Source organism: Streptomyces sp. NPDC020917 (assembly GCF_044333795.1).
In the GTDB taxonomy this organism is placed as follows: Bacteria; Actinomycetota; Actinomycetes; order Streptomycetales; family Streptomycetaceae; genus Actinacidiphila.
This window is the reverse complement of sequence record NZ_JBIRRR010000004.1, coordinates 225723-239432: the sequence shown is the minus strand read 5'-3', so window position 1 is coordinate 239432 and position 13710 is coordinate 225723. Positions and strand designations below refer to the sequence as shown.

General features: G+C 70.7%; 14 protein-coding genes. All 14 read right to left on the bottom strand.

The window, feature by feature from the left end; genetic code table 11:
• Positions 1 to 13: 13 nt before the first annotated feature.
• Positions 14 to 829, bottom strand: coding sequence for a F0F1 ATP synthase subunit delta (locus ACH4TG_RS10990; RefSeq protein ID WP_398241878.1), 816 nt, complete (start codon positions 827 to 829; stop codon positions 14 to 16).
• Positions 826 to 1371 carry a F0F1 ATP synthase subunit B gene (locus ACH4TG_RS10985; protein ID WP_398241877.1) on the bottom strand — a complete coding sequence of 182 codons (546 nt, stop codon included), beginning with the start codon at positions 1369 to 1371 and terminating at the stop codon, positions 826 to 828. Before ACH4TG_RS10985 ends, ACH4TG_RS10990 begins: the two co-directional genes overlap by 4 nt.
• A gap of 41 nt (positions 1372 to 1412) precedes the next feature.
• Positions 1413 to 1664, bottom strand: coding sequence for an ATP synthase F0 subunit C (gene atpE / locus ACH4TG_RS10980; protein WP_031518469.1), 252 nt, complete (start codon positions 1662 to 1664; stop codon positions 1413 to 1415).
• Positions 1665 to 1748: 84 nt separating this feature from the next.
• Positions 1749 to 2555, bottom strand: coding sequence for a F0F1 ATP synthase subunit A (gene atpB, locus ACH4TG_RS10975; RefSeq protein ID WP_398241876.1), 807 nt, complete (start codon positions 2553 to 2555; stop codon positions 1749 to 1751).
• 282 nt (positions 2556 to 2837) lie between these two features.
• The gene (locus ACH4TG_RS10970) at positions 2838 to 3221 is read right to left on the bottom strand and encodes a hypothetical protein (RefSeq protein WP_398241875.1); all 384 of its coding nucleotides are present in this window, start codon (positions 3219 to 3221) and stop codon (positions 2838 to 2840) included.
• Positions 3222 to 3573: 352 nt separating this feature from the next.
• Complete coding sequence (locus ACH4TG_RS10965; protein ID WP_398241874.1) at positions 3574 to 4881, bottom strand: MraY family glycosyltransferase; 1308 nt, start codon at positions 4879 to 4881, stop codon at positions 3574 to 3576.
• A gap of 208 nt (positions 4882 to 5089) precedes the next feature.
• A complete protein-coding gene (gene glyA, locus ACH4TG_RS10960) occupies positions 5090 to 6424 on the bottom strand; it encodes a serine hydroxymethyltransferase (RefSeq protein WP_398241873.1) in 1335 nt (444 codons plus the stop codon).
• Positions 6425 to 6556: 132 nt separating this feature from the next.
• Complete coding sequence (locus ACH4TG_RS10955) at positions 6557 to 7240, bottom strand: protein-tyrosine-phosphatase (protein WP_398241872.1); 684 nt, start codon at positions 7238 to 7240, stop codon at positions 6557 to 6559.
• Positions 7237 to 7884: an L-threonylcarbamoyladenylate synthase gene (locus tag ACH4TG_RS10950; RefSeq protein WP_398241871.1), complete on the bottom strand. Its 648-nt coding sequence runs from the start codon at positions 7882 to 7884 to the stop codon at positions 7237 to 7239. Before ACH4TG_RS10950 ends, ACH4TG_RS10955 begins: the two co-directional genes overlap by 4 nt.
• Before the next feature lie 37 nt (positions 7885 to 7921).
• The gene (gene prmC, locus ACH4TG_RS10945; protein ID WP_398241870.1) at positions 7922 to 8767 is read right to left on the bottom strand and encodes a peptide chain release factor N(5)-glutamine methyltransferase; all 846 of its coding nucleotides are present in this window, start codon (positions 8765 to 8767) and stop codon (positions 7922 to 7924) included.
• Between the two features lie 13 nt (positions 8768 to 8780).
• Entirely contained in the window at positions 8781 to 9860 is a 1080-nt protein-coding gene (gene prfA / locus ACH4TG_RS10940; protein ID WP_398242125.1) for a peptide chain release factor 1, read from the bottom strand.
• Positions 9861 to 9954: 94 nt separating this feature from the next.
• Positions 9955 to 10179 (bottom strand): 50S ribosomal protein L31, encoded by a 225-nt coding sequence (rpmE, locus tag ACH4TG_RS10935; protein ID WP_398241869.1) that lies wholly within the window; start codon positions 10177 to 10179, stop codon positions 9955 to 9957.
• A gap of 192 nt (positions 10180 to 10371) precedes the next feature.
• Positions 10372 to 11496, bottom strand: a complete 1125-nt coding sequence (locus tag ACH4TG_RS10930) for an LCP family protein (protein ID WP_398241868.1) — start codon at positions 11494 to 11496, stop codon at positions 10372 to 10374.
• 181 nt (positions 11497 to 11677) lie between these two features.
• Positions 11678 to 13435 carry a trypsin-like serine protease gene (locus ACH4TG_RS10925; protein ID WP_398241867.1) on the bottom strand — a complete coding sequence of 586 codons (1758 nt, stop codon included), beginning with the start codon at positions 13433 to 13435 and terminating at the stop codon, positions 11678 to 11680.
• Positions 13436 to 13710: the final 275 nt, after the last annotated feature.

The window sequence follows — 13710 nt, the reverse complement described above, 5'->3', positions numbered from 1 at the left end:
GAGTTGGTGGCTGTCAGCCGGCCAACCGCCGGGCCGCCTCGTCGAGGCGATCGGCGATGGAACCGTTGATGACCTCGTCGCCGATGCGCACCCGCACTCCGCCGAGGACCTCGGGGTCCACGTCGAGGTTGAGGTGCACACGCCGACCGTAGATCCTGGCCAGCGCGGCGCCGAGCCGCTCCTTCTGCTGGTCGGTCAGCGGTGTCGCCGAGACGACCTCCGCGACCATCCGGCCCCGACGTGCGGCGGCCAGCTTGGACAGGGATTCGATCCCGCCATCCAGGCTACGTCCTCGCGGCGCGGTGACCAGCCGGATGACCAGCCGCTCGGTGGCGCGGTGCACGCGGCCGCCCAGCAGCGTGCGCAGCAGCTCGGCCTTGGCCTCGCCGGTCGCGACGCGGTCGGTGAGGGCCGAGCGCAGCTCGCTGCTGCCGCCCAGGATCCGCCCGAAGCGGAACAGCTCGTCCTCGACGTCGTCCAGACCGCCGGCCCGCTCCGCGGCGATCAGGTCGGCGTTGTCGGCGAGCTCCTCGACGGAGTCCACCAGGTCGCGGGACTGCGACCAGCGCGACCGCACCATGCCGGTGACCAGGTCGAGGACGTCCTCGCTGACCTGCCCGCCCAGCAGCCGCTGCGCGAGTGCGGCCTTGGCCTCACCGGGCTGCGCCGGGTCGGTCAGGGCACGTCGCAGCGTGCTCTCGCGGTCGAGCAGCGCAGTGACGGCGGCCAGCTCGTCGGCGAGCTTCGTCGCGTCGACCGACGTGTTGTCGGTCAGCGCGTCGAGCCGCTCCCGTGCCGCGGCCAGCGCCTCGCGGCTCGCTCCATTCATCGCGCCGCCTCAGCGGAAGCCGTCTCCTCGAGCCCGTCGAGGAAGCGGTCGATGGTGCGGCTCTGCCGGGCGTTGTCCTCCAGCGCCTCACCGACGAGCTTGCCGGCCAGGTCGGTGGCGATGCGGCCGACTTCCTGCCGCAGCTGCACCGTCACCTGACGGCGGTCCGCCTCGACCTGCGCGTGGCCCGCGGCGATGATGGCATCGCGCTGGCGCTGCCCCTCCTCGCGCATCTCCGCAATGATCGACGCACCCTGCTCACGCGCCTGCTCGGTGATCCGGGCCGCCTCGTGACGGGCCTCGGCGAGCTGCGCCTTGTACTCCTCCAGCGTGCGGTTGGCCTCCGCCTGGGCCTTCTCCGCGCGCTCCAGGCCACCCTCGATCGCGTCGTGCCGCTCTTCCAGGGTCTTCTGGATGTTCGGCAGCAGCTTCTTTCCGAGGATGCCGAAGACGATGAAGAAGCAGAGCAGACCGACAATCAGTTCCGCGGTGTCGGGGATGAGCGGATTCTGCGCCCCCTCTGCCGCCAGGAAGGTCATCATGTCTGAACCTTTCGTCGAGTGTGGCTACCGGCCGTAGCTGGTCAGGCCGAGAAGATGAACGGCACGACCAGGCCGAGGAGCGCGAGCACCTCACACAGTGCGAAGCCGAGGAACATGTTGGTACGGATGATCGGCATCGCCTCGGGCTGGCGGGCCATGGCCTCGATGGAGTGGCCGAAGACCAGACCGATACCGACGCCCGGGCCGATGGCCGCGAGGCCGTACGCGACGGCGCCCAGGTTGCCCTTGATCGAGATGGAGTTGGCAGCGAGGTTGACAAGCTCGGCAGACATCTTCCTGTCTTCCTTTGTGATGCGGTCCGCTGGGGGGCTTCCCAGAGGAGGTCTGATGGGGAGGAGTGAAGGCCGTGAGGTGACTCAGTGACCTTCTTCAAGCGCTCCGCTGATGTAGATCGAAGCGAGCAGCGTGAAGATGTACGCCTGGAGGAACTGGATCAGCACCTCGAAGGCGGTCATACCGGCTGCCAGCACGAACGAGCCACCGGCAACGGCCGACAGGAACGAGGGGGTCAGCAGGTACCAGCTGGCGACGCTGAACATCACGATCAGCATGTGGCCGGCGAACATGTTGGCCCACAGCCGCACGGCGAGCGTGAACGGCCGGGTGATCACGTTCTGGATGAACTCCAGCAGCACGATCAGCGGGACCAGGAACTTGGGCAGTCCGTCGATCCAGACCAGGTTCTTGACGCCGCCGCGGAAGCCGTGCGTCTTGAACGTCAGGTACATGTAGGTGATGAACACCAGGGCGGCCAGGGCCACCGGGAACGCGAACCGCGAGGTCGCCGGGAACTGCGCGAGCGGGATCACGGACATCACGTTCATGATCCACACGAAGAAGAAGACCGACGTGAGGAAGGGGACGTACTTGTCGCCCTTCTTGCCGATCACTTCGCGCGCGATGCTGCGGGCGACGAAGTTGTAGCCGATCTCACCGACCAGCTGCAGCTTGCCCGGCACCAGCTTGGGCTTGGCGAACGCGGTCCAGAAGAACCCGACGACCAGCAGCATGCAGATGAGCGCGAGCAGCATCGGCTTCGTGAAGTCGAAGCTCCCGATGCTGAAGATCGGCTTGAAGTGGAACGAGTTGAGACCCGGAGCGGGGAATGCGCAGTCGTGCTGGATGTGACATCCAGCCTCAGCGAGCAGCGTGTGGGCACTCACCCGTGACTCCTTCGTCGTGACGCATAAGAAACGGCAACCTTGTGTGTCAGCGCGGCTGGTGGGGCCGCTGGTCGGCACTGCGAACGAGGCGTGGCGAAGCCACGGTCCGCTGGGAGCCCGCATCGAAGTCCGGTCACCCGGGCTCCGCGCCGCATCCGCGGCCATGGGTCCGAGTACACCGATGGGCGCGGGGGCAGCACCGTCCTCAAGCGCAGGGGGCCTCCACGTCCAGATGCGATTCCGGACGATAGCAGATCAGCTTGAACGTTCTTTACCCGCCCCTTAGACACCATCGGGGGACCCCGTTTTCACCGGGGTCGCCTCCTCCTGGGGAGGCACGGACGGCTCGGGGTCCACGTACAGCATCCGGCTCGTGAGCGTCTGGCGGATCTGTCCGCCGACCCAGGCGAGCGCGGTGAAGAGCAGAGTGAAGCCGAAGGCGCGGCCGTTGAAGAGGGTGGTGCCGCTGAAGGCGACGATGAACACACCGATGAGCAGGATCTGCACCACGTAGACCAGCATCCCGGCGGTCATGGCGACCTGGGGCTTGTCCTGGGTGATCCGCATCAGGGCCCACGAGCCGAGGCCGAAGAACAGGGCGACCACCGCGATGGCGACCAGGCCACCGGTGAGTCCCTTGCCACCGGCGGCGATTGCGCTGATCACGGTGGCAACGACTCCCACGGGAGCGGCGATCGTCGCGGCTCCCCGGAGAATCCGGGCGTCGTTCGGCTGCATACGGCTCCTCCGGCGGGAGTTGGGGCGAGCGGGTGTCGTCGGAGACGAGCGTAGTCAGGGTCCGAGGGTGTACCTCGCGCCGGTAGACCGCTCTTCCGGTCTATCGGCGTGGTCCCTGCTTTCGTGAACGGTATCACAAAGTATTTGATGCGGTCTTTACCATGGACGTGTGCTGCCTGTCACATGGGTATGGCTCCGACACGCCGTCCAATTTAGGGGGTTCGGTCCTTTCGTGGGCCTTGTCGGGGTGTGAGGCGGATAACTCCTGCTCCGCCCCTGGTCAGCGGCGGGTGTCCACCGGGCTCCGGCGCCCGGGCAGCGCGGAACGGTCGCCGATCGCGGTCGCGCCGTTCAGCGCGGGCCGGTCCGCGGACCGCATCTCCCGCTCGGCGGCGGCCGCCGCGGCGGCCAGCCTGCGGCGGCGCCGGCGGTAGCGCGGCGGGACGAGGGACTCCGCCCATCGCGGCACCCGCGGCCGCACCCGCGGCAGCAGCAGCGCGACCAGCCCGATCGCGCTGAGCGCGACGATCACCAGCACGATGCCCAGGCTGGAGGACCGCACCGAGAAGGCCACCGCGGAGAACGCGATCAGCGCGGCCCAGAAGTACATGATCCACACGGCCCTGGCGTGCGAGTGGCCGATCTCCAGCAGCCGGTGGTGCAGGTGCCCGCGGTCCGCGGCGAACGGCGACTGGCCCTTCCACGTGCGGCGCACCACCGCGAGGACCAGGTCGGCGGCCGGGATGGCGATCATCGTCATCGGCAGCAGCAGCGGCATGTAGACCGGCACCATGAAGTGCGTGGTCTCGCGGGTCGATCCGGTGAACGCGGTGATCGCGTCCGGGTCGACCTGGCCGGTGATGGAGATCGCGCCCGAGGACAGCACCAGGCCGATCAGCATCGAGCCCGAGTCGCCCATGAAGATCCGCGCGGGGTGGATGTTGTGCGGCAGGAAGCCGAGGCACATCCCGATCAGGATGGCGCTGAACAGCGTTGCGGGCGCGGCCGCTTCGATCCCGTGGCCGTACCAGATGCGGTACGCGTACATGAAGAACGCGATCGACGCGATGCACACCATGCCGGCCGCCAGGCCGTCCAGGCCGTCGACGAAGTTCACCGCGTTGATGGTGATCACGACCAGGGCGACGGTCAGCAGCGTCGACTGGATCGGCGTGAGCGCGACGGTGCCGACTCCGGGCACCGGCAGGTACAGGATGGTGAGGCCCTGCAGGACCATGACGCCGGCGGCGATCATCTGCACGCCGAGCTTGATCAGCGCGTCCACACCCCACTTGTCGTCGAGCACGCCCAGCAGCCAGATCAGCCCGGCCCCGGACAGCAGCGCCCGCGGCTCGTTGGACAGGGTGAAGGCGTCGCCGAGGTTGCTCAGGTGCGAGGCGACCAGCAGACCCGCGCACAGCCCGCCGAACATGGCGATGCCGCCGAGTCGCGGGGTGGGTTCGCGATGGACGTCCCGGTCCCGGATCGGAGGCATGGCGCCGGCGGCGATGGCGAACTTGCGCACCGGGCCGGTCAGCAGATAGGTGACGGCCGCGGTGACGAAGAGCGTCAGCAGATACTCGCGCACGAGCCGCCTCCGACGGTTGCGAAGGCGCAGGATGCCTGCGCGGACGTCCGGGGGTACCTCACAGCGTCACACCCTAGTGGTGGCCGGGCCGGGACGGCGAACACCTTCCGAGACTCACAGGGAGCGGGAACGGTTGCGCGCGGTCCGTAGCGGGAAGGTAACAGGGCCGGGTGTGCGCCCGCTCACCGGGGCCGGGCCGGCCCCGGACTCAGCGTCCGGGGTAGGACCCGGGGTACGGCGGGAAGCGCCGCACCAGCTCCGCTACGTCCGCGCCGGTGCCCCGGTCCTCCCGCAGCGCCCGCCCGATCAGGCCCGCGACCTGCGGCATCTCCCGCTCCCCCAGGCCCTGCGTGGTGATCGCGGCGGTGCCCAGCCGGATTCCGGTGCAGCCGTCGGCGGGCCGCGGATCACCGGGGATCGGGCACTTGTCGACGAGTATCGCGGCCGCGGTGCAGCGTCCGCGGGCGGTCGCGCCGTCCAGCTCCAGGGGCCCGACGCCCGCGGTGATCAGATGGGTGTCCGTACCGCCGGTGACCACATCGAGACCTTCTGCACACAGTGCCTCCGCAAGGAGGCGGGCGTTGGCGACGACCTGGTGGGCGTAGGCGGCGAAGGCCGGGGTGGCCGCCTCGGCGAACGCGGCGGCCTTCGCGGCGACGGCGTGCATGTGCGGGCCGCCCTGTGAGAAGGGGTACACGGCCCGGTCGACGCGTTGCGCGAGGTGCTCGCCGCACAGGATGAGCCCGCCGCGTGGCCCGCGCAGCGTCTTGTGCGTGGTGGCGCACACCACGTCGGCATACGGCACCGGGCTGGGCGCGGCGCCGCCGGCCACCAGCCCCAGGGTGTGCGCGGCGTCCGCGATCAGGTACGCGCCGACGTCGTCGGCGATCTCCCGGAAGGCCGCGTAGTCCAGGTGCCGCGGGTAGGCGATGGCGCCGCAGACGATGGCCTTCGGGCGGTGCTTGCGGGCCAGGTCGCGGACCTGGTCGTAGTCGATCGGCCCGTCGGGCCGGGTGCCGTAGCCGACGAACTGGAACCAGCGGCCGGAGAAGTTGGCGCGTGAGCCGTGGGTGAGGTGGCCGCCGGCGGGCAGCGCGGTGGCCAGCACGGTGTCGCCGGGCACCAGCAGGGCGGCGTACGCGGCGAGCACCGCGGAGGACCCGGAGTAGGGCTGGACGTTGGCGTGCGCGGCGCCGAACAGGGCGGTGGCGCGTTCCACGGCGAGCCGCTCGGCGAGGTCCACCAGCTCGCAGCCGGCGTGGTGGCGGTGCCCGGGGTAGCCCTCGGCGTACTTGTTCGCCAGCGGCGAGCCGAGCGCGGCCATGACCGCGGTGGAGGTGAAGTTCTCCCCGGCCAGCAGCTGCAGGCAGCTGCTCTGCCGGTCGAGTTCGGCGAGCAGCACGCCGGCCAGCTCGGGGTCCTGCCGGCGCAGCGCGGCGAAGTCCGCGGGCATCGGGGTGGCGGCGGACGGGCCGCCCGGTGCGGGTGGTGCGTCGGCCGCCAGGGCTGGCGCGGAGGTCTGGGTGGTGTCGGCGACCGGCATGGTGCACTCCCTGCGGGAGAGGCGATCTCGCATCCCACTGTAGGGGCGGGTGCGGCCGGCCGCGCTGCGGATGCGGCCCAAACGGTGGCGAGGATTCCGCCGCCACGGTGGCGGGCGTTCCGCCACTGGGGTCTAGACGGTGGCGGGCACGCCGGTCAGCGCGGTGACCACCGGGTCGAGGGCGGCCTGGATCTCGTCGCCGATGCTGCGGAAGTACCCGACGGGCGCGCCGTAGGGGTCGTGCACCTCGTCGGCGTCGGGGCTGGGCGCCAGCAGCCAGCCGCGCAGCGCGGCGGCGGCCTGCACCAGGGCCCGGGCCCGCACGGTGACGCTGCCCTCCGGAAGGGTGGCGGTGTCTATCGCCCGGACCAGGCGGGTGAACTCCTTGAGCGTGAAGGTGCGCAGGCCCGCCGCATGGCCCATGGAGATGACCTGCGCGCGGTGGTCGCGGGTGGCGGTCAGCACCAGGTCGGCGTCGATGACGTGGTCGTCGAGCAGTTCCCGGCCGACGAAGCCGGCCGGATCGGCGCCGAACTCGGCGAGCACCGCCGCGGCGTGCGCCTCCATCGGCGCGCCCTCGTGGCCCCAGGTGCCCGCGGACTCCACGACGATGCCGGCGCCGGCCTTGCCCACCCGCTGGGCCAGGCCGTGCCGCATCAGCCGCTCGGCCATCGGCGAGCGGCACACGTTGCCGGTGCAGACATGCAGGACGCGAAATACGTCGGCGGGACCGCCCGGGGTGCCCGGGACGCCGCCCGGTGCCGGGACGGACAGCGCACCCTCGTACCCCCGTATGCCACGCCCTTCGGGCGTCAACTGCGCTCCTGCAAGTCGGGTACGACCTTGCGCAGCTCCTCCGCGCTGATCGCCCCGGCCCGCAGCAGCACCGGCACCTTGCCCGTGACGTCCACGATGGAGGACGGCACGGCGGCCGGGGTGGGTCCGCCGTCGAGGTAGATGGCCACCGAGTCGCCGAGCATCTCCTGGGCGGCGTCGCAGTCCTGCGGCGACGGGTGCCCGGTGAGGTTGGCGCTGGAGACGGCCATCGGCCCGGTGGCGGTGAGCAGTTCGATGGCGACCGGGTGCAGCGGCATGCGCACCGCGACGGTGCCGCGGGTGTCGCCGAGGTCCCAGTTGAGCGACGGCTGGTGCTTGGTGACCAGGGTCAGGGCGCCCGGCCAGAACGCGTCGACCAGCTCCCAGGCCTGCTCGGAGAAGTCGGTGACGATGCCGTGCAGGGTGTTCGGCGAGCCGACCAGCACCGGCGAGGGCATGTTCCGGCCGCGCCCCTTGGCCTCCAGCAGGTCGCCGACCGCCTCGGCGTCGAAGGCGTCGGCACCGATGCCGTAGACGGTGTCGGTGGGCAGCACGACGAGTTCGCCGCGCTTGATCGCCGAGGTGGCCTCGCGCAGGCCGGTGACCCGGTCGGTCGCGTCGGAGCAGTCGTATCGCCGTGCCATTAGCTGACCTCCAGAAGCTGCTGAACTGGTGCCGTTGTCACGGCGTCGCCTTGCGGGCGGTGGTGAACCGCGGCCGGTTGTTGAGATCGGGATGGTCGGCCGCGTCCGCCCAGCCCGCGTCCTCCTTGAAGATCCACGGCACCTGTCCGCCCTGGGAGTCGGCGTGCTCGATCACGACGACACCGCCGGGCCGCAGCAGCCGATGCGCGGTGCGCTCGATGCCGCGGATGGTCTGCAGGCCGTCCTCGCCGGAGAACAGGGCGAGTTCGGGATCGTGGTCGCGTGCCTCGGGCGCAACGTACTCCCATTCGCCGAGCGGGATGTACGGCGGGTTGGAGATGACCAGGTCCACCTGGCCGTTGAGGTCGGGGAAGGCGGTCAACGCGTCGCCGTGCCGCAGGTCCACCTTGCTCCCGGCGACGTTCTTGCGGGCCCAGTCCAGGGCCTGTTCCGACAGCTCCACGGCGTGCACCCGGGACCGGGGCACCTCCTGGGCCAGGGCCAGCGCGATGGCGCCCGAGCCGGTGCACAGGTCGACGATCAGCGGCTCGGCGACGTCCATCGCGCGCACCGCGTCTATCGCCCAGCCGACGACCGACTCGGTCTCCGGCCGCGGCACGAACACGCCTGGGCCCACCTGCAGTTCGAGGTACCGGAAGAAGGCCCGGCCGGTGATGTGCTGCAGCGGCTCGCGCGCCTCGCGGCGGGCGACGGCCTCCCAGTAGCGGGCGTCGAACTCCGCGTCGGCGACGCTGTGCAGCTCGCCGCGCTTGACGCCGTGGACGTAGGCCGCCAGCTCCTCGGCGTCGAACCGGGGCGAGGGCACGCCGGCGTCGGCGAGCCGCTGGGCCGCCTGTGCCACCTCGGCGAGCAGCAGGTTCACGTGGGGCCCCCGCTCAGACCGTGTCGCCGGCCGCGGCCAGCTTGGCCGCCGAGTCGGCGTCCACGCAGGCCTGGATCATCGGGTCCAGATCACCGTCGAGCACCTGGTCCAGGTTGTAGGCCTTGAAGCCGACCCGGTGGTCGGAGATGCGGTTCTCCGGGAAGTTGTAGGTGCGGATCCGCTCGGAGCGGTCGACGGTGCGGACCTGGCTGCGGCGGGCGTCGGACGCCTCCCGCTCGGCCTCCTCCTGCGCGGCGGCCAGCAGCCGGGAGCGCAGGATGCGCATCGCCGACTCCTTGTTCTGCAGCTGGCTCTTCTCGTTCTGGCAGGAGACCACCAGTCCGGACGGCAGGTGGGTGATGCGGACCGCGGAGTCGGTGGTGTTGACCGACTGGCCGCCGGGACCGGAGGACCGGTAGACGTCGATCCGCAGGTCGTTGGGGCTGATCTCGACCTCGACCTCCTCGGCCTCGGGCGTGACGAGCACGCCGGCCGCCGAGGTGTGGATGCGGCCCTGGGACTCGGTGGCCGGCACCCGCTGCACGCGGTGCACGCCGCCCTCGTACTTCAGCCGCGCCCACACGCCCTGGCCCGGTTCGTGGTTCGCCCGGGCCTTCACGGCGACCTGGACGTCCTTGTAGCCGCCGAGGTCGGACTCGTTGGCGTCGAGGATCTCGGTCTTCCAGCCGAGCCGCTCGGCGTAGCGCAGGTACATCCGCAGCAGGTCGCCGGCGAACAGCGCGGACTCCTCGCCGCCCTCGCCGGCCTTCACCTCGAGGATGACGTCCTTGTCGTCGTTGGGGTCCCGCGGCACCAGCAGCAGCCGGAGCCGGTCGGTCAGCTCCTCGCGCTGCTTCTCCAGGTCCTTGACCTCCGCGGCGAAGTCCGGGTCGTCCGCGGCCAGTTCGCGCGCGGTGTCGGCATCGTCGCCGGCCTGCCGCCAGGAGCGGTAGGTGGTGACGATGGGGGTCAGCTCCGCGTAGCGCTTGTTGAGCCTGCGTGCGTTGGCCTGGTCCGCGTGCACCGCGGGGTCGGCAAGCTGCTTCTCGAGGTCGGCGTGCTCGCCGATCAGTTCCTCGACCGCCTCGAACATCATGGATCCCTGGGAGTGAAGAAGAAGTGTGCGGGACGACAAAGCGCCGGTCCGGTCGTCCTGGGGACGGCCGTGGACCGGCGCTTGCGGGTCGCTACTTCTTGGCGGACCCGGCCGCCTTGCCGAAGCGGGCCTCGAAGCGGGCCACGCGACCGCCGGTGTCGAGGATCTTCTGCTTGCCCGTGTAGAACGGGTGGCACTCGGAGCACACGTCGGCGCGGATCTGGCCGCTGGCCTCGGTGCTGCGGGTGGTGAACGACGCGCCACAGGTACAGGTGACCTGGGTCTCGACGTACTCGGGGTGGATGTCGCGCTTCAAGGGATGCTCCTAGGTTCGGGAGGGCGCCGGGTCGCACGCGCGGGCTTGCGGGTGCGTGAACCGGGGCCAGCGGACCAGTCTGCCAGTACTGACCGCATCTACCCAAACCCGGGGGCGCTCCGGATCATTCCCGGGGCCCCCTCGCGCCCTTCCGCGGCTCCCCTCGCGCCCTTCCCGGGCTCCGCGCGCTGGTCAGGGGCGGTGGGACGGCGTGGGGGCGGGACGGGCCTCGACGACCTTCCGCACCTTCTCCTCGTCGGCCACCGAGCCCTTGGTGGCGGCGGCCGGGATCGGCTTGTCGGCCCGCAGTGCGGCCCACACCATCGCGGCCTGCGACGGGATCGGCACGACCCGGTTGCGGTCGGCCGCGTACTGCACCGGCAGCGTCACCATGTGCACATGGGACGCGCTCAGGTGCTGCATGCTCTGCCCGAGGCCCATCAGCTTGTTCACCGAGCCGAGCCCGGTGTCGGTGGTGACGGCCTTGGTGGCGGTGTCGGCGACCGAGAAGAGCTTGCCGGGGCTGGTGGACAGCCCTATGCCGGACATCCGGTCCAGCAGCGCCCGCATGAACGCCTGCTGGAGCTGGATGCGGCCCAGGTCGCTGCCGTCGCCCACGCCGTGCCGGGTGCGCACCAGGCCGAGCGCCTGGTCGCCGTTCAGGGTGTGGTTGCCGGCCGGCAGGTCCAGATGGCTCTGGGGGTCGTTGATCGACTGCCTGGTGGTCACCGGGACCCCGCCGAGGGCGTTCACCAGGTTCTTGAAGCCGGAGAAGTCGACCTCGACGTAGTGGTCCATCCGCAGCCCGGTCATCTGCTCGACGGTCTTGACCGCGCAGGCCGGGCCGCCGACCTCGTAGGCGCTGTTGAACATCACGTCGTCGGCGGCGGGCACGCCGCCGCCCTTGGCCGTCGTGCAGGCCGGGCGGTGGACCAGGGTGTCGCGCGGGATGCTGACCACGCTCGCCGAGCGGTGGCCGGCGGCCAGGTGCACGATCATCGCGGTGTCCGAACGCGCTCCGCTGCTGTGCCCGTACACGCGGTTGGCGCCGGACCGGGAGTCCGAGCCGAGGACGAGGATGTCCATGGCGCCGTTGCCCAGCGGGGCGGGCCGGTGGCCGCCCAGGGCGCCGTTGATGTCGACGCTGTGGATGTTGCCGTTCAGCCGCTCGTAGAGGTACGCCGCTCCGCCCGCTCCGACCAGCACCAGGCCCGCCACGGACCAGGCGACCACCTTCAGGCCGCGCCGGCGGCGCCTGCGGATGTCTCCCGCCCCGCTGGGGCTGGAACCGGTCCGCGGCAGCTGATCGTCGAGCATAAGCGGGCACCTCCGGCATTTGTCTGCTTTGTCAGACTCTCCATCGTGCGCCCGGGTTCACCGGTCCGGCATCCGGGGGACAACGGCAAACTCCCGCATACCCCCTGACCTGGGGGTATGCGGGAGTTGTCGGACGACTTCAGTCAGTGACCGCAGCCGCTCCCGATGTCACGCACGGTGATCAGCCGAAGAGGTTGTAGATCTGCCAACCCGAGCCGATCAGCACCCGGCCGGCGTAAGGCGCGGTGGCCGAGCCGGTGCCCTTGTAGAGCCACAGCTTGCCCGCCGAGTCGCGCGCCAGCAGGTCCGCCTTGCCGTCACCGGTCATGTCGCCGGTGGACGCCATGGCGTTGTACGTGTTCCAGCCGGCGCCGATCTTGACCCGGGCCGACCAGGGGGCGGACGCGTTGCCGGTGCCCTTGTACAGCCACAGGGTGCCGGAGCTGTCCCGTCCCACGATGTCCGGACGGCCGTCGTTGGTCAGGTCGCCCTTGCCGTAGACGACCCCGCCGTAGGTCTGCCAGCCCGTGCCGATCTTGATGCGGGTGCCGAACTTGCCCGTGCCGGTCCCCGGGTAGACCCATGCGGTCCCCGAGGTGTCGGTCGCGAACAGGTCGGGCTTGCCGTCACCGGTGATGTCACCCGGAAGGGTGATCGTCTTCATCGAGTTCCAGCCGCCGCCGATGTCCGTGGCGGAGCCGTCCATCGGGTTGAGGTACCACAGGTGGCCGCCGGTGTCCCGGACGACCAGGTCCTGGACCCAGTCGCGGTTCAGGTCGGACTGCCGCACCAGGTTCAGGCCGCTGAAGTCGCCCACGCTCGTGCGGGGGGCGAAGTTGCTGCCCTTGGACTGGTACATGTAGCCCGCACCGGCCGGCGTCCGGGCGAACAGGTCCGCCAGGGCGTCACCGCTGTTGGGGCCGAGCAGGCTGGCGTCGTCGATGCGCTGGTTGACGGCGCCCGCGTACGTGCTCACCTTGGTGAACACGCTGTGGGCACCCTTCGCGACACAGTCGGTGATCCCCCAGGACACGACGCCGACGATCTTGCCGTTCTCCACCAGCGGGCCGCCCGAGTCGCCGTTGCACGGCGACGTGGTGCCCGCGTCGGTCCCGGTGGCCGGGTCGCCGGCGCACACCATGTGGCCCGGCACGAAGCCGCCGATCCAATTGGTGCAGGTGGCGTCGGAGTTGATCGGCAGCGTCGCGGTCTTCAGCGTCTGCGCCAGGTCCTGGGTGGTGGAGGAGATACGCCCCCAGCCGTAGACCGCCGCCGTCTTGCCGGGCGTGTACGACGCCGTGTCGGTGCTGCTGGTGATCGGCAGCGCCTTCGCGGTCGACGCGAGCGGCGTGAGCGGGTCGACCGTCAGCACCGCCACGTCGTTGTCGAGCGTGGTGGCGTTGAACGACGGGTGGTTCCACTGCGTGGCGACGAGGCTCGCGGTGGCGTTCGGGTCGTCGAACTGGTCGGTGCCGCTGAGGACGACGCCGTTGTTGTACCAGTCGGCACCCTTGACGCAGTGCGCCGCCGTGAGGATCTTGGTCGGGCTGATGACCGTGCCGCCGCAGAAGAAGCCGTCGCCGGCCGCCGCGTCGTAGTAGAAGAGCTGCACCATCCATGGCGCCTTGGCGATCGTGGTGGTGGTGCCGCCGATGATGTACGGGCTGGCCGTGGAGCCCGAGGTGCTGCCGGCGAGCGCGGAGCGGTCCGCCTTGCGCTGCTCGGCCTTGACGGCTGCGGCGGCGCGGGCCTTCAACTCGGCCTGGGTCGCCGTGCGTTGGGGTGCGGCCGCGGTGTACGCGTGCGGCTGCGGGGCGCCGTCGGCGTGCGCGGACGGGGCCGTGACGAACAGGCCCGCCGTGCCGATGGCGAGGGCGGCAACCGGGAGCGCCTTGATGCTGCGCCGCCCGGTCCTGACGCCCTTGTGGGCAGAGGACACTCAGAACTCCTGATGGTCGGATGTCGTGCCGCGGGCGCGTACGACGACGCGCGGCGGCACCGGTGGGTGCGCACAGGAGTGAGTGGAAAGCAGAAAAAGACAGACCCGCCCTGACGCGGACGGGTCGAACTGGCCGCCGCGGGGCTGGGTCCGAAGATGGTTTCCCCCCCACCTGCGGCTGGCCGATCATACGACTGCCATAGCGGTTCACACCACCCGCACAGTTTCCCCGCACCACAACATTCGGCAAAGAAAAAGGCCCTGCCCGCCGGTCG

Bases quoted from the DNA above. Each gene is read 5' to 3' on its own strand.
- glyA (WP_398241873.1), bottom strand. From the start codon at position 6,424: ATGCCGGTCGCCGACACCACCCAGACCTCCGCGCCAGCCCTGGCGGCC.
- ACH4TG_RS10930 (WP_398241868.1), bottom strand. From the start codon at position 11,496: ATGCTCGACGATCAGCTGCCGCGGACCGGTTCCAGCCCCAGCGGGGCG.
- ACH4TG_RS10985 (WP_398241877.1), bottom strand. From the start codon at position 1,371: ATGATGACCTTCCTGGCGGCAGAGGGGGCGCAGAATCCGCTCATCCCC.
- prfA (WP_398242125.1), bottom strand. From the start codon at position 9,860: ATGTTCGAGGCGGTCGAGGAACTGATCGGCGAGCACGCCGACCTCGAG.
- ACH4TG_RS10990 (WP_398241878.1), bottom strand. From the start codon at position 829: ATGAATGGAGCGAGCCGCGAGGCGCTGGCCGCGGCACGGGAGCGGCTC.
- ACH4TG_RS10950 (WP_398241871.1), bottom strand. From the start codon at position 7,884: ATGGCACGGCGATACGACTGCTCCGACGCGACCGACCGGGTCACCGGC.
- atpE (WP_031518469.1), bottom strand. From the start codon at position 1,664: ATGTCTGCCGAGCTTGTCAACCTCGCTGCCAACTCCATCTCGATCAAG.